This window comes from Paracoccus pantotrophus, assembly GCF_008824185.1.
GTDB lineage: Bacteria > Pseudomonadota > Alphaproteobacteria > Rhodobacterales > Rhodobacteraceae > Paracoccus > Paracoccus pantotrophus.
Genome location: NZ_CP044425.1, coordinates 447,059 through 469,147, shown reverse-complemented (window position 1 = coordinate 469,147; position 22,089 = coordinate 447,059). Strand labels below are relative to the sequence as shown.

Here is a 22,089-nt window from a genome sequence, read left to right as displayed (position 1 = left end):
CGGCTCGGTCCTTCCGACCTGGCGGCGCCAGCATCTTGCCCACCCTTGCGGATATCAAGCCGCCAGGACGTTGATTCAAGTCAAGTCGCGTGGGTTTTCCTGGGCCCTGGCCCCTTCGCGCCCGTCAGTCCCGCGCGCCCCGGCGCCGGGCCCAGAGCAGCCAGCCCGCCCAAAGCGCCGCCAGCGAGAACCAGGTCAGGGCATAGCCCAGGTGGCTGTTGCGGAAACGGACCACGGTCAGCCCGCCGATGGGCTGCGCCCCGCCGCCCTGGGCATCGGCGTCGAGAAACCAGGGCGCGACCGGGCCAAGCCCCTGCGCCGCGGCGATGGCGGCGGTGTCGCGGGAATACCAGCGCCCGGCCGCGGGATCGTTGCCGCGCAGGAAGGCGCCGCCGGGCTGGCTCATGCGCAGCAGGCCCGTCACCGTGACCTCGCCCTGGGGGAGGGGGCGGTCGTCGCGGGCGGTATCCGCGACGAAGCCGCGATTGACCAGCACGGTCCAGCCCTCGGGCGTTTGCAGCGGCGTCATCACCCAGAAACCCGGCCCGCGTTCCGTCACCGCCTTGACCAGCGTGTCGCTGTCCGCGCGATAGGTTCCCGTCACCGCGATGCGGCGGTATTCGGCATCGCGCGCGTCCATCCCGGCCCATTCGGCAGGTCCGGGGGCGGGGACCGGGCCTGCCGCCAGCCGCACCTCGACCCGCGCGATCAGGTCGGTCTTCCAGGCCAGCCGCTGCACCTGCCAGAGCCCCAGCGCCATCAGCGCCAGGAACACCGCCAGCGCCCCGGCCGGCGCCGCCAGCCGGCGCAGGGTCACGAACCGAAGCCCTGCATCAGCTCATGGTCCATCTGCGGCATCATGTTGGTGTTCATGTGATACATGACCCAGAGCGAGCCGGCCAGCAGGATGACCACCACCACCACGGTGAAGATGGTGGAGAGCATGGTCCAGCCCTCTTCCTGCCTGCCGTTCATGTGCAGGAAATAGACCATGTGGACCAGGATCTGCACCACGGCAAAGCCGATCACCGTGACGGCGGTCAGGGCGCGGCTTTCGAAGCCGCCGGCCATGACCAGGCCGAAGGGGATCGCGGTCAGGATCACCGAGAGCAGGAAACCCTTGAGGTAAGAGGCATAGCTGCCATGGTCGTGGCCGTGATCGTCGTGATGCGCGGCATGGGCGTGTTCGGCGGACATCAGATCATCCCCAGCAGATAGACGAAGGTAAAGACGCCGATCCAGATGACGTCGAGGAAATGCCAGAACATCGACAGGCAGACCATGCGGCGCTGGTTCGCCGGGATCAGCCCGGTCCGGGTGATCTGCACCATCAGCGTCACCAGCCAGATCGAGCCGAAGGTGACATGCAGCCCATGCGTGCCGACAAGCGTGAAAAAGGCCGACAGGAACCCGGACCGCTGCGGCCCGGCGCCGATATGGATCAGGTGGTGGAACTCGTAAAGCTCGATGGCCAGGAAGCACAGGCCGAAGAACAGCGTCACCGCCAGCCAGCGCAGCGTGCCGCGCTGGTCGCCCTTGCCCATGGCCAGCATGGCGAAGCCGAAGGTGATCGAGGACAGCAGCAGCATGGCGGTGTTGACCGCCACCAGTTCCAGGTCGAACAGGTCCTTCGGTCCCGGCCCGGCGGCGAAGCTGGTGCCCAGCACGCCATAGACCGCGAAGAGCACCGCGAACATCAGGCAGTCGCTCATCAGGTAGACCCAGAAGCCTAGGCTGGTCGAGGCGCCCTCGGGGTGGTGATGGGGCTCAAGCTCCCAGTATTGGCGCATGGTGTCGGTTGTCGCGTGGCTCATCTCTCAAACCCCCTGCGCAAGCTGGCGCGTCCGGGCATCCTCGGTCGCCTCGATGTCCGAGACGGGGATGTAATAGTCGCGGTCGTAGTTGAAGGTATGGGCGATCGACACGGCGATGATGCCCAGGAAGCTCAGGGCCGCCAGCCACCAGACATACCAGACCAGCGCCATGCCGCAGACCGTGGCCAGCGCGGCCAGGATCACGCCGGCGCCGGTGTTCTTGGGCATGTGGATCGGCATGTAGCCCCCGGTCGGACGCACGGCGCCCTGCTGCTTCATCTCCCACCAGCTGTCCAGCCCGTGCGAGATCGGGCTGAAGGCGAAGTTATAGGCCGGGGGCGGCGAGGAGGTCGCCCATTCCAGCGTGCGCCCGTCCCAGGGATCGCCGCTGACGTCGCGATAGTCCGGCCGGTTGCGGCGCAGGATCGAGACGCCGAACTGCACGAACATGGCCGCGATGCCGCAGGCGATCAGCACCGCGCCGAAGGCGGCGATGGCGAACCAGATCCGCAGGTCCGGGTCGTCGAAGACGCGCAGCCGCCGCGTGACGCCCATCAGGCCCAGGATGTAAAGCGGCATGAAGGCCACCCAGAAGCCCACGACCCAGAACCAGAACGAGACCTTGCCCCAGAACACGTCCAGCTTGAAGCCGAAGGCTTTGGGCCACCAGAAGTTGATGGCCGCGAACAGGCCGAACAGCACGCCGCCGATGATCACGTTGTGGAAATGCGCGATCAGGAACAGCGAGTTGTGCAGCACGAAATCCGCCGGAGGCACCGCCAGCAGCACGCCCGTCATGCCGCCGATCACGAAGGTCAGCATGAAGGCGATGGTCCACATCATCGGCAGCTCATAGCGGATGCGGCCGCGATACATGGTGAACAGCCAGTTGAAGAGCTTGGCCCCGGTCGGGATCGAGATGATCATCGTGGTGATCCCGAAGAACGAGTTCACCGAAGCGCCCGAGCCCATGGTGAAGAAATGGTGCAGCCAGACCAGATAGGACAGCACCGTGATGCAGACGGTCGCGTAGACCATCGAGGAATAGCCGAACAGCCGCTTGCCCGAGAAGGTCGAGGTGACCTCGGAAAACACGCCGAACAGCGGCAGGATCAGGATATAGACCTCGGGGTGGCCCCAGATCCAGATGAGGTTGATATACATCATCGGATTGCCGCCAAGGTCGTTGGTGAAGAAATTGGTGCCGACATAGCGGTCCAGCGTCAGCAGGATCAGCGTCATGGTCAGCACCGGGAACGAGGCGACGATCAGGATGTTGGCGCAGAACGAGGTCCAGGTGAAGACCGGCATCCGCATCATGGTCATGCCCGGCGCCCGCATCTTCAGGATCGTCACCAGCAGGTTGATCCCCGACAGCGTGGTGCCGACGCCGGCGACCTGCAACCCCCAGATGTAATAGTCCACCCCGACCCAGGGGCTGTAGCCGATACCCGACAGCGGCGGAAAGGCCAGCCAGCCGGTCTGCGCGAACTCGCCCAGAAACAGCGAGGCCATGGTGATGACCGCACCCCCCACCGTCATCCAGAACGAGAAATTGTTGAGGAAGGGGAAGGACACGTCGCGCGCGCCGATCTGCAGCGGCACGATATAGTTCATCAGCCCGGTGATGAAGGGCATCGCCACGAAGAAGATCATGATCACGCCATGGGCCGTGAAGATCTGGTCGTAGTGATGCGCGTTCAGGTAGCCCTCGGAGCCGCCGAAGGCCCAGACCTGCTGCAGCCGCATCATGACCGCATCGGCAAAGCCGCGCAGGAACATGACCAGCGCCAGCACGATATACATGATGCCGATCTTCTTGTGATCGACCGAGGTGAACCATTCGCGCCAGAGCCAGCCCCAGAGCCGGTATTTCGTCAGCGCGGCCAGCAGCGCGATGCCGCCCAGGGCGACGACGACGAAGGTGGCCCAGACGATCGGCTCCTTCGGGATCGCGTCCCAGTTCAGCCGGCCCAGAAGAAAGGTGGTCTCGTTGGAAAAGGTAGCCATGCTTTGCGTCCGATCAGAAGTTCCGCGCCCGGCCCTCGGCGGGGTCCAGCAGCGTGACGGCATTGTCTTGCGAGGGGGCGAAGGGCCCTTTCGGCGGCACCAGCGCATGGCCGCGCAGCGGGGCCGTGTCCAGCGGCGTGCGGGCCAGCTCGGGCGATTGGCCGAACATCAGCGCCGAATCCTCGGGCGTGCAGAACGAGGCGACCTGGAAGGGTTCCCAGCCCAGCACCGGCGCGCGGGTGCCGCGGCGCTGATGCTTGTCATAGGTCAGGGCCGTCACGTTCATCGTACCGGCCAGCCCGGTGCCGCCCTGCGCGTCCAGCGCCATCATCTCGGCCATGCAGATCTTGCCCGGCTCGACGCACATGTTGACGATGCGCTGGAACAGCTGCGGGTCGACCTCGGCAAAGGACATCGGCGGCACGTTCTCGCTGGGCGCCTCCAGTTCCAGGTAGCGCGGGCGGTCCAGCGTGCCGCCGGTGGCCCGCGCCTTTTCGACCCAGGCGTCGAAGCCGGCCTCGTCGGTGGCATGCGCCTTGAAATGCATCCCCGAGAAGCCGTGTCCCGAATAATGCGAGGCGATGCCCTTGTATTCGCCGGGATGGTTGAAGACGCCGTTCAGCTTGGTCTCCATCCCCGGCATGGCATAGATCATGCCGGCCATCGCGGGGATGTAGAAGGCGTTCATCACCGAGGTCGAGGTCAGCGTGAACGCGACCGGGCGATCCACCGGCACGGCCAGCTCGTTGACCGAGGCGATGCCCTGCTCGGGATAGATGAACAGCCATTTCCAGTCCATCGCCACCACCTGCACCGGCAGCGGCTCATGCGCCTCGGTCAGCGGGCGGTCGGCGCTGATGCGGTCCAGCGGCCGATAGGGATCCAGCAGATGCGTGCCGACCCAGGTCAGCGCGCCCAGGGTGATGATGATCAGAAGCGGCGCGGCCCAGATGACGAATTCCAGCTTGGTCGAATGATCCCAGTCCGGGCGATAGTCGGCGTCCTTGTTCCTTTCGCGATAGCGGCGGGCAAAGATCACGGTCAGCACCATCACCGGCACGATGATCAGCAGCATCAGCAGGGTCGAGATCACCAGCAGGTCGCGCTGCCGCGCGGCCACGTCCCCGGCGGGCGCCAGCACCTCGGCCTTGCAGGCGGCAAGCGGAATCAGCAAGGCAAGCCAGGGCAGGCGGGCGAATTTTCTTATGTAGGTCATTGGACTACCCGATGTCGGTGAGCGACGGGAACGGAGGGCTGAGTCGCGGGGCGCGACATGGCACGGGGCGAATTACCTTGATCTAGATCAAATCCGCCATGCGACGTTTTGTCCTATACAGTTCAGTTTTGGCTTGCGGCAGCTATGAGGCCGGAAACGCCGCGGCGGGTTGGCCCGTGCCCGGCACGAATCTGCATCGCATCGGATTCCTCGACACATGAGCACCACCTCCTCCACGCCCGCCGTGCAATCGGCCGCCCCGTCCTCGCATGGCCGCCACCGGGTTTCGCCCTCGGATGTCGCGGTGGGCGTCATCATCGGGCGCACCTCGGAATTCTTCGATTTCTTCGTCTTCGCCATCGCCTCGGTGATCGTCTTTCCGCAGCGGATCTTTCCCTTTGCCGATCCGCTGACCGGGACGCTCTTGTCCTTCGCGCTGCTGGCGCTGGCCTTCGTCGCCCGACCGCTGGGCAGCGTGCTGTTCATGAGCATCGACCGCCGCCACGGCCGCGTGACCAAGCTGACCGCGGCGCTGTTCCTGATGGGGACCGCGACCGTCGCCATGGGCCTCATCCCCAGCTACGAGAACGTCGGCGGCTGGGCCGTGGCCATCCTGGCCGTGCTGCGTATCGCGCAGGGGCTGGCCCTGGGCGGCGCCTGGGACGGCATGCCCTCGCTGCTGGCGCTGACCGCGCCGCGCCATCGCCGCGGCTTTTACGCCATGGTGCCGCAGCTGGGCGCACCCATCGGGCTGATCGTGGCCAGCCTGCTGTTCGCCTATCTGGCGGCCAACCTGACGGCGCAGGATTTCCTGGACTGGGGCTGGCGCTATCCGTTCTTCGTCGCCTTCTCGGTCAATGTCGTGGCGCTGTTCGCGCGGCTGCGCATCGTCGCGACCGAGGAATTCGCCGAGCTGTTCGAATCGCGCGAACTTCAGCCGACCCGCATCGGCAAGACCCTGCGCGAGGACGGCGGCGCGATCCTGATCGGTATCTTCGTGCCCCTGGCCAGCTTTGCCATGTTCCACATGGTCACGGTCTATCCGCTGTCCTGGATCTATCTTTACACCGACGAGACGCTGCTGAGCTTCCTGATCATCGAGGCGGTGGCGGCGACCGGCGGCATCCTGGCCATCCTGCTGTCGGGCTGGCTGGCCGACCGCTTCGGCCGGCGCAACCTGCTGCTGGTGGGCGCGCTGCTGATCGGCGGCTTTGCCGCGCTGGCGCCGCTGCTGCTGTCCGGCGGCCAGACCGGCGAGCTGGTCTACATGATCGTCGGCTTCTTCATCCTCGGCCTCAGCTTCGGGCAAAGCTCGGGCGCGGTGGCCTCGCTGTTCGAGGCGCGCAACCGCTATACCGGCTCGGCCATCGTCTCGGACCTGGCCTGGATGTTCGGCGCGGGCTTTGCGCCGCTGACCGCGCTGTTGCTGTCCACCTGGCTGGGATTGCCCGCCGCGGGGCTTTATCTGCTGTCGGGCGCGGTCTGCTCGACCGTTGCCATCCTGCTTTCGGGCAAGCTGGAGTTCCGCGCCGTCGACCCCTGATCGCGGCCCTTCCGCACCCCCACCCGCGGCAAGGATGTTGTGCAAGCCCTGGGCTTAGGCTTATCAAGGTATTGCGAGCAGGAGGAAGGCCGGTATGGCGCCGGGCGCAGCCTTGAAAAGGTTGCGCCTGGTGCGGTTTCAAGGTTGGGAGGGGGCAGAGAATCCATGCGCGATTCCTCTGAAGCGGTGGCTTGGTGTCTGTTGGCCGGGCGGCGGGAAGGCCGGCGATGACGGCCGTCGAGCGCGCGCAGCGCCACGAGCAGCGCGAGATGGTGACGCTGGTTACCGCGCGGGTGGGCGACGCCATCCTGCGCAAGCCGCATTTCGTCGATGCCGAAACCGACCTGCTGACGCTGTGCCGCGAACTCGCGGCGCGCGGCATCACCGATGCGCTGGTGCGGGACGGCACGCGCCTGGGCATCTTCACCACCACCAACCTGGTGCAGGCGATCCTGCGCGAGACGCCCCCCGAGGCGCTGAAGGTGCGCGACTTCACCAGCTTCACGCCCTTTTCCGTCTCGATCGACGACGACCTTTTCGACGCGATGACGCTGATGCTGCGCCACCGCATCCACCGCGTGCTGGTGCGCGAGGGCGACGCGGTTGCCGGCATTCTCAGCCAGCTGGACCTGATGGGCTTCCTGGCCAACCAGTCGCACCTGGTCGCGGCCGAGATCGCGCGGGCGACCAGCCCGGCCGAACTGGCCCGGCCCGCCGCCCAGGTCGAGGTGCTGATCCGCGCCCTGCACGAGGACGGCGTGCGAATCGAGGTCATCGCCGGGCTGGTCGGCGGGCTGAACCGGCAGATCTTTCGCCGGCTGTGGCAGCTGCTGGCGCCGCAGGCGCTGCGCGACAACAGCTGCCTGATCGTCATGGGCAGCGAGGGGCGGTCGGAACAAATCATCCGCACCGACCAGGACAACGCCCTGATCCTGCGCGACGATTTCAGCTTCGACGGGCTCGACCGGGTGACGCAGGCCTTTACCGAGGCTTTGATCTCCTTCGGCTATCCGCCCTGTCCGGGCGGCATCATGCTGAGCCGGCCGCTGTGGTGCCAAAGCGTGCAGGGCTTCGGCGACACCATCCGCGACTGGGTCCATGGCGGCGATGCCGAGGGGCCGATGAACCTGGCGATCTTTCTCGATGCCGCGGCGGTGGCGGGCGACGAAGGGCTCTTGGTCGCGCTGCGGGACCGGTTGCGGCGCATCCTGACCGGCAGCGACAGTTTCCATGCCCGCTTCGCCGCCGCGATCCGGCAGTTCGACAGCGGCGCCGAGGGCGGCTGGTGGCGTCGCCTGCCGGGGATGCGCGGACCCGAGGCGGCCGAGATCGACCTCAAGAAGCTGGGCATCTTCCCGGTCGTGCATGGCACCCGCGCCCTGGCGCTGGAATATGGCATCGCTGCGACCGGCACCCGCGCCCGCTTGCAGGCGCTGGCGGCGGCGGGGCGCATCGATGCCGGGCTGGCGCGCGACCTGACCGACGCGCTGCATTGCATGATGGCGCTGAAGCTGGACGGCAACCTGGCGCAGATCGCGCGCGGGCAGGCGCCCGACAACAGCATCCGTCCCGCCGACCTGGGCCGGCTGGATCGCCAGGCCCTGCGCGATTCGCTGAACATCGTGCGCGATTTCAAGCAATGGCTGGGCCAGCATTACCGGCTGGACCTGCTATGAGGCGGCGCGACGGTCCCCGATCCGAGGTGCTGCTGGCGCTGTGCGGCGCCGGCTTCCTGCTGCTCAATTTCCCGCTGCTGCTGGTCTGGGACCAGCCGCTGACGGTGCTGGGGCTGCCGCTGCTGCCGGTGGCGCTGTTCGTGATCTGGATCGGGCTGATCGCCGCCCTGGCCTGGGTCAGCGCGCCGCGCACCGGCCGCGGCGGCAAGGAGCCGCGGGACGCCGGGGAGCGCGAGGGATGATCCAGCCTGCCCTGGTCCTTGCGGTTTCCTTTGGCTACCTGCTGCTCTTGGTGGCGGTGGCGGCGCATGGCGACCGCCGCGCCGGCCAGGGCCGCTCGCTGATCGACAACAGCCTGGTCTATGCGCTGTCCTGGGCGGTCTATTGCTCGGCCTGGACCTATTTCGGCAGCGTCGGGCGCGCCGCCTCGGGCGGGGTGTGGTTCCTGCCGATCTATCTGGGGCCGATGCTGGCCATGCTGCTGGCCTGGCTGGTGCTGCGCAAGATGGTGCGGATCGCCCGCAGCTACCGCATCACCTCGATCGCGGATTTCATCGCCAGCCGCTATGGCAAGAGCCCGCTGCTGGCGGCGCTGGTCACGCTGATCACCGTTGTCGGCATCCTGCCCTATATCGCCTTGCAATTGAAAGCGGTCTCGGCCGGCTACGAGGCGCTGACCGGCGGCCCCGGCCCGGCCGATGCGGCCTGGTGGCAGGACGGCACGCTTTACATGGCGCTGTCGCTGGCCGGTTTCGCCGTGGTCTTCGGCACCCGCCACCTGGACCTGTCCGAGCGGCACGAAGGCATGGTCGCCGCCATCGCCTTCGAATCGGCGGTCAAGCTGGCGGCCTTCCTGGCGGTGGGCATCTTCGTCACCTACGGGCTTTTCGGCGGCATGGGCGACATCTGGGCGCGGGCGCAGGCCCAGCCCGACATCGCCGCGTTGTTGCAACTGGGCGGGCAGGGGTTCCAGGGCTTCCAGGGCGCGCAATGGTTCACGCTGACGCTGCTGTCGATGCTGTCGGTGCTGCTGCTGCCGCGGCAGTTTCAGATGATGGTGGTCGAATGCGTGAACGAGCGGCACATCCTGCCCGCCTCGTGGCAGTTTCCGGCCTATCTGCTGCTGATCAACATCTTCGTGCTGCCCATCGCCATCGGCGGGATGCTGATCTTCGGCGACGGCGGGGCGGGGGCGGAAAGCTATGTGCTGACGCTGCCCTTGTCGCAGGGTGCGGAATGGCTGGCGCTGCTGGCCTATCTGGGCGGGCTTTCGGCGGCGACGGGCATGATCATCGTGGAAACCGTCGCGGTCTCGACCATGGTCTGCAACGACCTGGTGATGCCCGCCCTGCTGGGCAGCGGCCGCTTTGCCCGCACCGGGGGCGATCTGACGCAGCTTTTGCTGAACATCCGCCGGGCCGCGATCCTGCTGGTGCTGCTGCTGGGCTATCTTTATTTCCGCGTGGCGGGCGAGGCCTATGCGCTGGTCTCGATCGGGCTGATCAGCTTTGCCGCGGTGGCGCAATTCGCCCCGGCGCTCTTGGGCGGCATGTATTGGCGTGGCGCGACGAGGGCCGGCGCGCTTGGCGGGCTGATCGGCGGCTCGCTGGTCTGGGCCTATACCCTGATGCTGCCCTCGGTCGCGCGTTCGGGCTGGATTCCGGGCGGTTTCCTCGACGGTCCCTTCGGCCTGGCCTTCCTGGCACCGCAGCGCCTGTTCGGGCTGACCGGCTTTGACGAGCTGACCCATTCGCTGTTCTGGAGCCTTCTGGTCAATATCGGGCTTTATGTCGGCCTGTCGCTTCGGGGCCGCGCCTCGGCCCGCGAGGCCAGCCAGGCGCTGCTTTTCGTCGAGGTGTTCCAGCGCGGCCAGGCGCAGCCGGTCTTCTGGCGCGGCCGGGCGCGGCCCGAGGATCTGCGCCGGCTGGCCGGCCGTTTCCTGGGCGCGGCGCGGGCCGAGGCGCTGTTTCGCGACCACGCGCGCGAGACCGGAACCGCACTGGACAGCCTGACCGCCGACGCCCGGCTGGTGGAGCGGGTCGAGCGCCAGATCGCCGGCGCCATCGGCACCGCCTCGGCCCGTGTCATGGTGGAATCGGTGGCGCAAGAGGAACCGCTGAGCCTGGGCGACGTGCTGGAGATCATCGACGAGGCCTCGCAGGTGCGCACCTATGCCCGCGAGCTTGAGGAGGCGACGGTCGAGCTGCGCGCCGCCAATGAAAAGCTGAAAAGCCTCGATCAGCTCAAGGACGATTTCATGTCCTCGGTCACGCATGAATTGCGCACGCCGCTGACCTCGATCCGGGCGCTGACCGAACTGATGCTGGACACGCCCGATATCCAGCCCGCCGAGCGCGAGGAGTTCCTGGGCATCATCCTGTCGGAAAGCGAAAGGCTGAGCCGGCTGGTCAACCAGGTTCTGGACCTGGCCAAGATCGAATCCGGCATGGCCGAATGGCACAATACCGACGTGGACATGAAGGCGCTGATCGCGGCGGCCCTGCGTTCCACCGCCGAGCTGTTCCGCGAGCGTGGCGCCGAGGTGATGCTGGACCTGCCCGAGCAGGTGCCGATGGTGCTGGCCGATCCCGACCGGCTGACGCAGGTTCTGGTCAACCTTTTGTCGAATGCCGCGAAATTCGTCCCCGAGGGCCGCGGCCGGGTCGAGGTCGCCCTGCGCCATCAGGGCGACGAACTGGTGGTCATGGTGCGCGACAACGGTCCCGGCGTCGCGGCCGCGGACCAGGCCGCCGTCTTCGACAAGTTCCGTCAGGGCGGCGAGGCCGGCAACCGCCCGCCCGGCACCGGGCTCGGGCTTCCGATCAGCCGGCAGATCGTGGTTAATCTGGGCGGCAGGATGTGGCTGGACAGCCAGCCGGGGCAGGGGGCGTGCTTTGCCTTCAGCCTGCCGCTTTCGCAGCAAGGGAGGGTTGGATGACGGAGAGGGTGCTGATCGCGGATGACGAGCCGAATATCGTTGTCTCGCTGTCCTTCATGCTCAAGCGCGAGGGCTACGAGGTGCTGGTTGCGCCCGACGGTACCCAGGCGCTGGCGATGATCCGCGGCGAGCGACCGCGGCTGGTGCTGCTGGATGCGGCCATGCCGGGCATGAGCGGCTTCGAGGTCTGCGAGGCGGTACGCGCCGATCCCGACCTTTCCGGCATCCGCATCCTGATGCTGACCGCCAAGGGCCGCGACACCGACATCGCCCGCGGCATGGGGGCGGGGGCGGATGCCTATGTGACCAAGCCCTTCTCGACCCGCGAACTGATCGTGCGCATCCGCGAGATGCTGGCATGAGGCCCGGGCCGCGCCGCCTGCTGCTTGCCGCCGCGCCGGGGCTGGCGCTGGCGCTTTGGGCGCTGCTGGGCGCGGGGCTGTTTTATGCCTCGCTGCCCCTGGGGCCGCGCGGGGGGCTGGGCGCCGCCTTGGCCCCGGCGCTGCAAGCCAGCGGCGCGATCCTGTTCGGCTGGTGGCTGGTGGGCGCGGCGCTGACGGGCTGGTGGGCGGCGCGGCTTCATGCCCGCCATGTCGAGGCACCGGCGCGGCTGGCCGATGCCGCGCGGCTCTTGGCCGGGAATGCCGACGCGCCGCGGCCGCAGGCGGATGGTGCGCTGGCCGGGCTGGCCGATGCGGTGAACCGGCTGGCCGACCAGCGCCAGACCCTGCAGACCGACATGGCCCGGCTGGTGGCCGAGGCGCAAGAGAAGGTGGCGCAGGAACGCGACCAGCTTGGCGCGCTGATGGCCGAGCTGCGCCAAAGCGTCGTGGTCTGCAATCTCGACGGCCGCATCCTGCTTTACAATGACCATGCCCGCGGGCTGTTCCATCGCGTCTCGGGTGGGCAGCTTGCCGGCGGGGCCGAGGCGATCGGGCTGGGCCGCTCGATCCACGCGGTGATCGACCGCGCGCTGATCGAGCATGCGCGCGAGACGGTGGACCGCCATATCGCGCGGGGCGACACGGCGGTTTCGGCGCAATTCGTCACCACCACCACCACCGGCAGCCTGCTGCATGTCGTGCTGGCGCCGGTGCGGCCGCAGGCGGGCGCGATCAGCGGCTATGTGCTGCTGCTTGACGACATCACCCAGGATTATGCCGCCCAGTCCCGCCGCGACCGCCGCCTGACCGAGCTGACCGAGGCCAGCCGCGCCTCGCTGGCCAATATGGGCGCGGCGCTGGACATGCTGGATTATCCCGACCTGGAGCCGGCCGAGCGCGACGGCTTCCACGCCATCGTCCGCGACGAGGTGGCGGCCATGGGCCAGCGGCTGGCGGCGATGACGGCCGATGCCTCGCAAGAGATCCTGACCCGCTGGCCCCTGCAGGAGATGCTGGGCGACGACCTGCTGGCGGCGGCGGCGCAGCATGTGCTGGCGCAGACCGGGCGGGTGGCCAAGGTGGAAAGCGCCGATGACGGTTTGTGGCTGCGACTGGACAGCTTTTCGCTGATCCAGGCGCTTGGCGCGCTGGCAGAATCGCTGTCGGGGCCGCAGGGCATGCCGTCCCTGACGCTGCGCCTTGCGCCTGCCGCGACGCCGGGCTGGGCGCATCTGGACCTGGTCTGGCCGCTCGATCCGGCCGCCCCGGCCGCGGGCGGCGATGGCGGCGCGCAGGCCGCCGCCCGCGACATCGCCGAGCGGCATGGCGGCGAATTGTGGCTGGAGCAGGACCGCCCGGCCGGCCTGTCCTTTTTCCGCTTCCTGCTGCCGACTGCCTCGGCCGGGCCCGAGGCCGAGGCGCTGGAGACGCGGCCGGAATTCTATGATTTCGACCTGTTCGCGGCCAGCGATTCCAGCCGCTCGCTGGACGACCAGCTGCTGGAGCGGCTGAGCTATACCGTCTTCGACACCGAGACGACCGGCCTGAACCCGGCGCAGGGCGACGAGATCATCCAGATCGGCGCGCTGCGCATCCTGAACGGCAAGATGCTGCGTGGCGAGCGTTTCGACCAGCTGGTCGATCCGGGCCGCGAGATTCCGCCCGAATCCATCCCCTATCACGGCATCCGCCCCGAGATGGTGCAGGGCCAGCCCCGCATCGCCGCGGTGCTGCCGGCCTTCCACGCCTATGCCGCGGACACGGTGCTGGTCGGCCACAACGTCGCCTTCGACATGCGCTTTTTGCAGATGAAAGAGGCGGCGACCGGGCTGCGCTTCGATCAGCCGGTGCTGGATACGCTGCTGCTGGCCAGCATCGCCCAGCCGCACGAGCCCTCGCATTCGCTGGAAGCCATCGCGGCGCGGCTGGGGGTCGAGATCACCCAGCGCCACAACGCGCTGAGCGATGCGCTGGTGACGGCCGAGGTGTTCCTGCGCCTGCTGCCGCTGCTGAAGGCGCGGGGCATCGTCACCCTGGGCCAGGCGCGCGCGGCGGCCGAGCATTCCTATTACGCCCGGCTGCGCTATTGACGGGCAGGGCCGGCGCCGGCCCTGCCCATGGCATCACAGCGCCAAGGTTCCAGAACAGCGTTTCGCCCGAACTGTCGTCCACGCCGTCATTGTCGGTCACCACCCAGGCGTCGCCCCGTGCGTCGAAGGCCAGCCCCTCGACCTTGTCCACGACATAGCCGTTGGTCAGCGCCCGCAGTTCCGGGATCAGGTCGCGGACTTCTTCCTTGGCGACGACCGGCAACTCGCCGTCCAGCGGGGCCGGCTGCAGGTCGGCCAGCGCCACGCGGAAGATCTTCTTCACCGCCGCCTTGTCGCCGATCAGGTTGTCGCGCTCGATGACATAGGCGTGCCCGCCCTTCACCGCGATTTCCGACAGGCCCATCCAGCCCTCGCCCTTCGGCTCCAGCGGATAGCGCACTGCGCCCCATTCCCCGGCATCGAGATCATAGGCCAGCAGCTTCACCTGACCCTGCGGATCGTCGCCCCATTCGCGCTGCATCGCGACCCAAAGCGTGTTGCCCACCTTGGCGATGCCCTCGGCGCCGAAGCGGGTCTGATGCGCCAGCAATACGGCGGGCAGGGCGATTTCCTGCGTGATCTCGCCCGTCTCGTTCACATGCAGGATTGCGTGGGGCACCAGCTTGGCCGCATCGCCCTCGTTCGCCAGCCAGAAGCCGCCTTCGCCATCCGAGGTCAGACCCTCGATGTCGAGCTTTTGCGCCGGATCGCCGCCGCGGGTGACGATGGTCTGCTTCACGATCCGCGCCGGTTTCGTGCCGGTGTCGATCTCGTAGATCGAGGGCATGGCGGAATAGACGCTGTCCGAGGCGGCGAACAGCCGGTCCTCGCGCCCGGGGGCCGAGGCCAGCGCACCAAGCGCACCCCAGCCGATCAGCCCGTCGGCGCCGGCCGAGGTCAGCATGGGATAGGCCGGTTCCGCGATGCTGCGCTCGAAGATCATCACATGCGCCCGTGCCGCGCCATCCTCGCCCAGGTCGGCCTCGTTGGCGGTGACGAACAGGTTGCGCGCCGGGATGGCGACCGCCCCTTCGGGCGAGATGCCCGAGGGCAGGATCTGGGTCAGTTGCGGCGCTGCCGGGTCGGTCAGGTCATAGACCGCCACGACCGAGGCACGCTCGGACAGCACGAACAGATAGGGCGTCTCGCCAAAGCGGGCGAACTCGACGCTTTCGATCTCGACCCCTTTGGATTTCGAGCGTTTTTCGGGATAGTGGCCGATCTCGGCGATGGCATGTTCCAGCGTGGCGCCGGATTCGGAAACGACCGTGCCGTCCTTGTTCCAGATGGTGAAGCCGCGCGAGCCGCCCTTCCAGTCGCCTTCGTTGGCGGTGACGAAATGGTCGGCGTCGATCCATTTCACCCCGTCGGGTTCGCGCGGGATCGGGTCGGTCTTGCCGGAAAAGTCCAGCCTGCCATCGGTCCTGGTATCGACATTCTCCAGCGCCACGGCGCCGGCCGGAAAATGCGCGGCGACCCGGCCGTCGGCGCCGATGACGGCGATGTGGTTGTTTTCCTGAAGCGTGACGACGATCTCGCCCGCCTCGTTGATGTCGACGAATTCGGGTTCGGGGTCTTCGGGGGCGATGCCGGCCAGGCCGGTCAGGTCGATCCGCTCAAGCGCCGCGCAATCGGGCATGCCGTCGCGGATGGGCAGCTTGGCCAGGAAACCGGCGGGCATCTGCGGCAAGCCGCCGTCGCCCGCCTCCTCGTCGCGCTCGTTCTCGATCGCCACGGCCAGGAAGCTGCCGTCCGGCGCCACCGCCACCGAATCCGGCTGGCCGCCCAGGTCGCAAGAGGCCACCTCGGCCGCGCTGTCCAGATCGACCACGGCAAGCCGGCCCGAGGGTTTGGCACGGCTTTCCGAGGTGTTCACGCCGACGAAAGCGTGCGTGCCGATGATATGGGCGGTCGTCGGCTCGCCCTGCAGCGCGACATTGCCCAGCGGTTTCGGCGCCCTGGGATCGCGGATGTCGATCAGCCCGACCACGCCCAACGGGCTGTCAGTATAGATCAGCGTCATGCCGTCGGGCGAGGCCGAGACGATCTCGGCCGAGGAAGCGCGCGCCCTGTCTTCGCCCTCGGCCATGTTGGCGATGACCGGGATGGAGGCGATGCGGTTGAAGCTTTCGGACAGGGCGGGGCCGGCAAGAAGCGCAAGCATCGAGGCGGCGGAAAGCAGGCGGGCGGTCATGGCAACTCCTGGGATGCGGGTCGCGCGGACGCTAGGGCCGGCATGCAACGGTTCGGCAACGGTTGGCGGACAGTTTGATGTCATTTCTCCGGCTGCGCGGGGCGAAACCTGGGGGCGAAACCTGGGGGCGGGACCGGGGGGCAGGACCGGGACGCCGGCGCAGCGTCGCGCTGGGAAACTGTCGCCGTGCCTTGCCGGGATTCATTGGCCGTCAAAATAATTTGCAATACAAATTATTTTGACATACATGTATCATCATGACCAATCATCCGACCCCTGCGCGCGGCGGTTTCGGCCGCTATTTCGTGACGCTCGGCCGCCAGTGGCGGCGGGCCGTCGAGCAGGCCCTGGCCCCGGCCGGGCTGACCGATGCGACCTGGGCGCCGCTCATCCATCTGGCCGAGGGCGGCGACGGCATCAGCCAGACCGAGCTTGCCGCAAGGCTGGCGCTGGACGGCTCGACGCTGGTGCGGCTGCTGGATCTGCTGGAGGGCCGCGGCCTGGTCGAGCGCCGGCCCGATCCCGCCGACCGCCGTGCCCGCCGCATCCTGCTGACCGCCGCCGGCCGGGACGAGGTGGCGCGCCTGCGCCGGCTGCTGGACCGGATCGAGGCGGAGCTGCTGGCCGATCTGGACGATGCCGCGCTGGACGAGATGCTGCGCCACCTGTCCCGGATCGAGGCGCGCATCGCCCACAGGCTGGCGGTCGGGCAGGAATGAGCGCGGACTGGCTGCTGCGGCGCGGCTTCGACGGGGCAGGCTGTGCTTTGCCAGCCGCACGGCACTGGCCTGCTGCCTTGCGGTTCTGGTCGCCTGGGCCATGGGGCTGGAGCATCCGCAATGGTCTGGCATGTCGGTCTGGGCGGCGGCGCAGCCCTTGCGCGGGCAATTGCTCGAAAAGGCCTTCTTCCGCTTTGCCGGGACGCTGGTCGGCACGGGGGCGGGGGTGCTGCTGGTGCTGGGCGCGCCGCTGCATCCGGGGATCCTGGTGCTGGGGCTGGCGCTCTGGGTCGGGCTTTGCACCTGGGCCGGCAATCTCCAGCGCGGCTTTATCGCCTATGGCACGGTGCTGGCGGGCTATTCGGCCTCGATGGTGGCGCTGCTGGACACGGCGCATCCCGACCGGGTGCTGCATCTGGGCGCCGACCGGTTGGCGACGGTGCTGACCGGGGTCGTGGTGGCGACGCTGGCCGGCTATTTCCTGGCCGGGCAGGGCGGTGTCGCCGATCTGCGCGCCCGCATCGGCGGCCTGCTGGTCGATCTGCTGCGCCATCTGGCCGGAACGGCGCCGGCCGAGGGCCGGGCGCTGCTGTCGCGCATCGCCGCGCTGGAGGAGGGCCTCGATCCCCATGCCGCCGGTTCGCTGCGCTCGCGGCGCGAGGTGCGGGCCAGCCGGGCGGTGCTGCTTGCCGCCATGCCGCTGCTGCTGCGGGCCGAGGGCGCGGCGCCGGTGCCGGTGCCGCTGGCGCGGCGGCTGGCCGATGCGGCGGGGGCGCTGGATCGCGGCGATGCGGCGGCGGCGTGCCGCATCCTTGCCACCCCCGAGGGCGATGACGAGCTGCGCCGGCTGGTGCAGGGGCTGGCCGAGGCGCTGCGCGGCTGGGATGCGCATCCCGTCCCGCCTGCTGCGCCGCCGCCGGTGGCGCTGCATCGCGACTGGATCGGCGCACGCGAGGCCGGGTTGCGTGCCGGCGGGGCGATGCTGCTGTTCGGCCTGATCTGGCTGGCCACCGGCTGGAGCCTCGGCCCCTTCATGCTGCTGGGCCTGTCGGTGATGATCTCGCTGTTCTCGACCTTCGAGAACCCGGCCCAGATGATGCGCCACGTCAGCGCCGGGCAGGCGCTCGGCATGGTGGCGGCGATCCTGTGCCACTGGCTGCTCTGGCCCCTGGCCCGGACCGAATTGCAGCAGATCCTGATGCTGGTGCCCTTGCTGATGCTGGCACCGCTTTTGGCCGGACACCGCCGGACCATGCTGGCCGCCACGGATTACAGCATGATCCTGTTGCTGATGTCGCAGCCGCATCTGCCGCTGCAGGAAGGCTTGCCGGACCTGCTGCTGAAGGGGCTGGCGGTCCTGGCCGCGCCGCTGACGGCCTGGGCCGGTTACCGGCTGGTCTATCCGGTCAGCCTGCAACGCCGCCAGCGGCACCTGGTGCAGATGATGCTGCGCGATCTGGCCGCAATCGCCGACAACCCGGATGCGCTGGCGCGCCGCAGGGTCTGGCAGGCGCGGCTGTATCATCGTGCGCTGCGGCTGGTGCGGCTTTCCGAGCGGCTGGCCGGGGCGCGCGACCGGGCGCTGGCGCAAAGCCTTGCCATTCTGACCCTGGCCCATGCCGCGATGCGCTGCCACGCGCTGCTGGCCGCGCCCGACACGCCGGACCCGACCCGACGCGCGGCGGGGCTGGCCCGGCGGCGGCTGGCGCGCATCGCCCGCGACGCCGGCCGCGCCGGCCCCAGCCTCGACCGGCTGGCGCAGCGTCTGGACGGCGCCGAGGCGCAGGCCATCCGGCAGGCGGCCCGCGGTTTGCGGCATGTGGCGCCGGCCGCCTGACCGCGCGGCGCCGGCGCGGGCTTCCGCCCTGTCAGCCCGCCAGCGGGCTTTTTCGCGCCGTATGGGGCTGGACGAGGTCATAGGCATGGCCCAGTTCCAGCACCGCCCGGTCCGCGTGCGGCGGCCCCATGATCTGCAACCCCATCGGCAGGCCCTGCGCGCCGAAGCCCGCCGGCACCGCCAGCACGGGGATGCCGGCCATGCTGCCCGGTATCACCACCTCCATCCAGCGGTGATAGCTGTCCATCCTGCGCCCGGCGATCTCCTTCGGCCAGGGCTCGCCGGCGTCGAAGGGGAAAAGCTGCGCCGTGGGCAGCGCCAGGTAATCGTAGCGGTCGAACAGCCGCAGAACCTCCTGGTACCAGGCCGAGCGCGTCACCGAAGCCTCGAAGACCTGGCTGCCGGTCAGCGCGCGGCCGGTCTCGATCTCCCAGATCGCCTCGGGCTTTAGCAATGCGCGGGTGCGGGGCAGGTCGTGGACCGCCCGCAGGCTGCCCGAGACCAGAAAGCTGCGCAGCACGACCCAGGCCGACCACAGCCGCGCCATGTCGAATTGCGGCAGGGCGGGCTCGACGGCGCAGCCCATCGCCTCGAAGATCCGCAGCGCGCTTTCGCAGATGTCCAGCACGCCCGGTGCCATCGCCAGATGGCCGCCCAGATCGCCCAGCCAGCCGATCCGCTTGCCCCTGGCATCGCCGGCCAGCGGCGCGGCGAATTCCGCGCCGTCGCCCGCCAGCGACAGCGGCAGCCGCGGATCGCGGCCGGCCTGGGTCGCAAGCAGCATGGCAAGGTCGGCGACATTGCGCGCCATCGGCCCCTCGTGGCCGAGCTGCTGGAAGAACAGCTCGGGCGCCGGGCCGTTGGGCACCCGGCCCATCGAGGGGCGGAAGCCATAGACGTTGTTCCAGCCCGCCGGGTTGCGCAGCGAGCCCATCATGTCGCTGCCATCCGCGACCGGCAGCATGTGCAGCGCCAGCGCCACCGCCGCGCCGCCGGAACTGCCGCCCGCCGAAAGCGCCGGATCCCAGGCGTTCGGCGTGGTGCCGAACAGGGCGTTGTAGGTATGCGAGCCAAGGCCGAATTCCGGCGTGTTCGTCTTGCCGATCAGGATCGCGCCGGCCGCGCGGCTGCGCTCGACCAGCACGGAATCGGCCTTGGGCAGGTGGTCCCGGAGGCCGCGGAACCCCATGGTCGTGGGAATGCCGGCGGTCGCGGTCAGATCCTTGGGCGCCTGCGGGATGCCGTGCAGCCAGCCGCGCGACCGCCCCGCCGCCAGTTCCGCATCCGCCGCGCGGGCTTCGGCCAGCAGCGCCTCGCGCGGGCGCAGCGAGACGAGGGCGTTCGCCCTGGGATTCAGCGCCTCGATCCGGTCCAGGAAGGCCGTCATCACCTCGACGCAGCCCAGGTCGCGGGCCTGGATGGCGCGGCTGAGGTCCAGCGCCGAAAGCCCGGTGATCCCGGTCGCGGGCAGGGGGGTCGGGGAAGGGGTGCCGGTCGCCGGGGTCGGTTTCATCATCGCATGCGGATCAGGGGACAGGGTGGCCTGCCGGCGATGTTCGCCCGTCGCGCGGGCCGGCGCAACCCCGGTGCCTGTTCTGCGCCCGTCCTGCGCCCGATCCGGGCGGATCTGGTTCGATCGCAGCATGTCCGGGCCGCGTGACGCATATCGCAAGCCTCCTACCGCCCCTGTCGGCGTTCCGGGTCTTGGTGCTGCAGGCTAGGGCGCGCCGGCTTCCGTGCCGGCCAGCCGTGCCAGCGCCCTGTCGAGGGCCTCGGCCTCCGGCCCCAGCTCGGCGAGCAGCTCGGCCTGGAAGGCCTCGGCGATGCGCCCGAGCCGCGCCATCAGCGCGCGGCCCTCGGGCGTCAGCTCCAGCACCACCAGCCGGCGGTCGGCCGCGTTGCCCGATTTGCGCACCCAGCCCGCCTCTTGCAGCCGCGCGGCGGCGCGGCTGACCACCGACTTGTCCAGATGCACCCGCGCGTTGATGTCGCGCACGCTCACCGCGCCGGAATGGGCCAGATGCGCCAGAACCCGCCATTCGGGAATGCTCAGCCCGGCCTCGGCCGCGTAGCGGGCGGCAAAGCGGCGGCTGACCTGGGCGGCGGCGACCGACAGGCGATAGGGCAGGAACCGGTCCAGAGCGAATGACATGCGCTTCTCCTTGGCCGGCAGAACAGCAGAAAGCCGTTGCGCCTGCAACAAGGATCGGCCGAGCCGCAGATCCGCGTTGACATCGTTGCCGATGCAACGGCATATTCGTTGCAACAGCAATGATGCCGACCGAGGAGGAGCGCCCATGACCCACGACCTGCCGCGCGGGATGACCCGCGCCACCGTCGCCACCGGCACGCATCCGGGCTACATGCCCGGCTTCGGCAACGATTTCGAGACCGAGGCCCTGCCCGGCGCCCTGCCGCAGGGCCAGAACAGCCCGCAGAAATGCGCCTACGGGCTTTATGCCGAGCAGCTGTCCGGCACCGCCTTCACCGCGCCGCGCGGCCAGAACGAGCGGACCTGGTGCTATCGAATCCGGCCCTCGGTCCGCCATACCGGCGATTTTGCGGCCATCGACCTGCCCCATTGGAAGACGGCGCCGAACCTGCGCGACGACATCGTCAGCCTGGGCCAGTATCGCTGGGATCCGATCCCGGTGCCGGAGGAGGAGCTGACCTGGATCACCGGCATGCGCACCATGACCACGGCCGGCGACGTGAACATCCAGGTCGGCATGGCCAGCCATGTCTACCTGGTGACGCAATCCATGCAGGATGAATACTTCTTCTCGGCCGACAGCGAATTGCTGGTGGTGCCGCAGGAGGGCCGGCTGCGCTTCTGCACGGAACTGGGCGTGATCGAGCTGGAGCCGAAGGAGATCGCCATCATCCCCCGCGGCCTCGTCTATCGCGTCGAGCTGCTGGAAGGCCCGGCCCGCGGCTTTGTCTGCGAGAATTACGGCCAGAAGTTCGACCTGCCGAACCGCGGCCCGATCGGCGCCAATTGCCTGGCCAATCCGCGCGATTTCAAATGCCCGGTCGCCGCCTTCGAGGATCGCGAGGCCCGCTCGCGCATGGTCATCAAGTGGTGCGGCCGGTTCCACGAGACCTGGATCGACCACAGCCCGCTGGACGTGGTGGCCTGGCACGGCAATTACTGCCCCTGCAAATACGACCTGCGGACCTATGCGCCGGTGGGTGCGGTTCTGTTCGACCATCCCGACCCGTCGATCTTCACCGTGCTGACCGCACCCTCGGGGCAGGAGGGGACGGCGAATATCGACTTCGTGCTGTTCCGGGAACGCTGGCAGGTGGCCGAACACAGCTTCCGCCCGCCCTGGTATCACAAGAACATCATGTCCGAGCTGATGGGCAATATCCACGGCATCTATGACGCCAAGCCGCAGGGCTTCGCGCCGGGCGGCATCAGCCTGCACAATTGCATGCTGCCGCACGGCCCGGATCGCGACGCCTTCGAGGGGGCCTCCAACGCGGAACTGAAGCCCGAGAAGCTGGACGACACCATGTCCTTCATGTTCGAGACCCGCTTTCCCCAGCACCTGACCGAATTCGCCGCCCGCGAGGCCCCGATGCAGAAGGACTATATCGAGGTCTGGAAAAAGCTGGAGAAGAAGTTCGACGGCACGCCGGGCGGGAAGTGACGCGCCCCCGGAC

17 protein-coding genes are annotated in these 22,089 nt (G+C 68.6%); 9 read left to right on the top strand and 8 right to left on the bottom strand.

Going from position 1 to position 22,089, the window contains the following annotated elements; translation table 11 throughout:
* Positions 1-124: 124 nt before the first annotated feature.
* The 5 genes from ESD82_RS10105 to cyoA are packed head-to-tail and all read right to left on the bottom strand — an operon-like array spanning position 125 to position 5,040.
* A complete protein-coding gene (locus ESD82_RS10105; RefSeq protein ID WP_147429216.1) occupies positions 125-817 on the bottom strand; it encodes an SURF1 family protein in 693 nt (230 codons plus the stop codon).
* Complete coding sequence (gene cyoD, locus ESD82_RS10100; protein ID WP_024843832.1) at positions 814-1,197, bottom strand: cytochrome o ubiquinol oxidase subunit IV; 384 nt, start codon at positions 1,195-1,197, stop codon at positions 814-816. The genes ESD82_RS10105 and cyoD overlap by 4 nt, the downstream gene beginning before the upstream one ends.
* Positions 1,197-1,814 (bottom strand): cytochrome o ubiquinol oxidase subunit III, encoded by a 618-nt coding sequence (gene cyoC, locus ESD82_RS10095; RefSeq protein ID WP_011751324.1) that lies wholly within the window; start codon positions 1,812-1,814, stop codon positions 1,197-1,199. Before cyoC ends, cyoD begins: the two co-directional genes overlap by 1 nt.
* A 3-nt stretch (positions 1,815-1,817) precedes the next feature.
* Positions 1,818-3,824, bottom strand: coding sequence for a cytochrome o ubiquinol oxidase subunit I (cyoB, locus tag ESD82_RS10090; RefSeq protein ID WP_028710266.1), 2,007 nt, complete (start codon positions 3,822-3,824; stop codon positions 1,818-1,820).
* A 13-nt stretch (positions 3,825-3,837) separates the two neighbouring features.
* Positions 3,838-5,040, bottom strand: coding sequence for a ubiquinol oxidase subunit II (cyoA, locus tag ESD82_RS10085; protein ID WP_147429217.1), 1,203 nt, complete (start codon positions 5,038-5,040; stop codon positions 3,838-3,840).
* 217 nt (positions 5,041-5,257) lie between these two features.
* Between cyoA and ESD82_RS10080 the strand changes: the two genes are divergently transcribed.
* From ESD82_RS10080 to ESD82_RS10055, 6 genes are all read left to right on the top strand, one after another.
* Complete coding sequence (locus ESD82_RS10080; RefSeq protein WP_024843829.1) at positions 5,258-6,583, top strand: MFS transporter; 1,326 nt, start codon at positions 5,258-5,260, stop codon at positions 6,581-6,583.
* 227 nt (positions 6,584-6,810) lie between these two features.
* A complete protein-coding gene (locus tag ESD82_RS10075) occupies positions 6,811-8,259 on the top strand; it encodes a putative nucleotidyltransferase substrate binding domain-containing protein (RefSeq protein ID WP_114669405.1) in 1,449 nt (482 codons plus the stop codon).
* Entirely contained in the window at positions 8,256-8,501 is a 246-nt protein-coding gene (locus ESD82_RS10070) for a hypothetical protein (RefSeq protein ID WP_024843827.1), read from the top strand. The genes ESD82_RS10075 and ESD82_RS10070 overlap by 4 nt, the downstream gene beginning before the upstream one ends.
* Positions 8,498-11,197 carry an ATP-binding protein gene (locus tag ESD82_RS10065; RefSeq protein ID WP_028710268.1) on the top strand — a complete coding sequence of 900 codons (2,700 nt, stop codon included), beginning with the start codon at positions 8,498-8,500 and terminating at the stop codon, positions 11,195-11,197. The genes ESD82_RS10070 and ESD82_RS10065 overlap by 4 nt, the downstream gene beginning before the upstream one ends.
* A complete protein-coding gene (locus tag ESD82_RS10060; protein WP_024843825.1) occupies positions 11,194-11,559 on the top strand; it encodes a response regulator transcription factor in 366 nt (121 codons plus the stop codon). Before ESD82_RS10065 ends, ESD82_RS10060 begins: the two co-directional genes overlap by 4 nt.
* Entirely contained in the window at positions 11,556-13,670 is a 2,115-nt protein-coding gene (locus ESD82_RS10055; protein WP_024843824.1) for an exonuclease domain-containing protein, read from the top strand. Before ESD82_RS10060 ends, ESD82_RS10055 begins: the two co-directional genes overlap by 4 nt.
* Here the strand turns inward: ESD82_RS10055 and ESD82_RS10050 are convergent.
* Complete coding sequence (locus ESD82_RS10050) at positions 13,609-15,864, bottom strand: esterase-like activity of phytase family protein (RefSeq protein ID WP_244314513.1); 2,256 nt, start codon at positions 15,862-15,864, stop codon at positions 13,609-13,611. The genes ESD82_RS10055 and ESD82_RS10050 overlap by 62 nt on opposite strands.
* Before the next feature lie 257 nt (positions 15,865-16,121).
* Here ESD82_RS10050 and ESD82_RS10045 point away from each other — a divergent pair, with 257 nt between their 5' ends.
* Together ESD82_RS10045 and ESD82_RS10040 are read left to right on the top strand one after the other, a co-directional pair.
* The gene (locus tag ESD82_RS10045) at positions 16,122-16,583 is read left to right on the top strand and encodes a MarR family winged helix-turn-helix transcriptional regulator (RefSeq protein WP_024843822.1); all 462 of its coding nucleotides are present in this window, start codon (positions 16,122-16,124) and stop codon (positions 16,581-16,583) included.
* On the top strand, positions 16,501-18,420 hold the full coding sequence (locus tag ESD82_RS10040; RefSeq protein ID WP_151208815.1) for an FUSC family protein: 1,920 nt from the start codon (positions 16,501-16,503) through the stop codon (positions 18,418-18,420). Before ESD82_RS10045 ends, ESD82_RS10040 begins: the two co-directional genes overlap by 83 nt.
* Before the next feature lie 31 nt (positions 18,421-18,451).
* Here the strand turns inward: ESD82_RS10040 and ESD82_RS10035 are convergent, their stop codons facing one another.
* Positions 18,452-19,933 (bottom strand): amidase, encoded by a 1,482-nt coding sequence (locus ESD82_RS10035; RefSeq protein WP_147429430.1) that lies wholly within the window; start codon positions 19,931-19,933, stop codon positions 18,452-18,454.
* Between the two features lie 204 nt (positions 19,934-20,137).
* Complete coding sequence (locus ESD82_RS10030; RefSeq protein WP_114669620.1) at positions 20,138-20,572, bottom strand: MarR family winged helix-turn-helix transcriptional regulator; 435 nt, start codon at positions 20,570-20,572, stop codon at positions 20,138-20,140.
* A gap of 145 nt (positions 20,573-20,717) precedes the next feature.
* Here ESD82_RS10030 and hmgA point away from each other — a divergent pair, with 145 nt between their 5' ends.
* The gene (hmgA, locus tag ESD82_RS10025) at positions 20,718-22,076 is read left to right on the top strand and encodes a homogentisate 1,2-dioxygenase (protein WP_123130434.1); all 1,359 of its coding nucleotides are present in this window, start codon (positions 20,718-20,720) and stop codon (positions 22,074-22,076) included.
* The last annotated feature ends 13 nt before the right edge of the window (positions 22,077-22,089 follow it).

Coding starts and splice junctions, on each gene's coding strand:
- cyoD (WP_024843832.1), bottom strand. CDS start 1,197: ATGTCCGCCGAACACGCCCATGCCGCGCATCACGACGATCACGGCCAC.
- cyoC (WP_011751324.1), bottom strand. CDS start 1,814: ATGAGCCACGCGACAACCGACACCATGCGCCAATACTGGGAGCTTGAG.
- cyoB (WP_028710266.1), bottom strand. CDS start 3,824: ATGGCTACCTTTTCCAACGAGACCACCTTTCTTCTGGGCCGGCTGAAC.
- cyoA (WP_147429217.1), bottom strand. CDS start 5,040: ATGACCTACATAAGAAAATTCGCCCGCCTGCCCTGGCTTGCCTTGCTG.
- ESD82_RS10080 (WP_024843829.1), top strand. CDS start 5,258: ATGAGCACCACCTCCTCCACGCCCGCCGTGCAATCGGCCGCCCCGTCC.
- ESD82_RS10075 (WP_114669405.1), top strand. CDS start 6,811: ATGACGGCCGTCGAGCGCGCGCAGCGCCACGAGCAGCGCGAGATGGTG.
- ESD82_RS10070 (WP_024843827.1), top strand. CDS start 8,256: ATGAGGCGGCGCGACGGTCCCCGATCCGAGGTGCTGCTGGCGCTGTGC.
- ESD82_RS10065 (WP_028710268.1), top strand. CDS start 8,498: ATGATCCAGCCTGCCCTGGTCCTTGCGGTTTCCTTTGGCTACCTGCTG.
- ESD82_RS10060 (WP_024843825.1), top strand. CDS start 11,194: ATGACGGAGAGGGTGCTGATCGCGGATGACGAGCCGAATATCGTTGTC.
- ESD82_RS10055 (WP_024843824.1), top strand. CDS start 11,556: ATGAGGCCCGGGCCGCGCCGCCTGCTGCTTGCCGCCGCGCCGGGGCTG.
- ESD82_RS10050 (WP_244314513.1), bottom strand. CDS start 15,864: ATGACCGCCCGCCTGCTTTCCGCCGCCTCGATGCTTGCGCTTCTTGCC.
- ESD82_RS10045 (WP_024843822.1), top strand. CDS start 16,122: ATGACCAATCATCCGACCCCTGCGCGCGGCGGTTTCGGCCGCTATTTC.
- ESD82_RS10040 (WP_151208815.1), top strand. CDS start 16,501: ATGCCGCGCTGGACGAGATGCTGCGCCACCTGTCCCGGATCGAGGCGC.
- ESD82_RS10035 (WP_147429430.1), bottom strand. CDS start 19,933: ATGAAACCGACCCCGGCGACCGGCACCCCTTCCCCGACCCCCCTGCCC.
- ESD82_RS10030 (WP_114669620.1), bottom strand. CDS start 20,572: ATGTCATTCGCTCTGGACCGGTTCCTGCCCTATCGCCTGTCGGTCGCC.
- hmgA (WP_123130434.1), top strand. CDS start 20,718: ATGACCCACGACCTGCCGCGCGGGATGACCCGCGCCACCGTCGCCACC.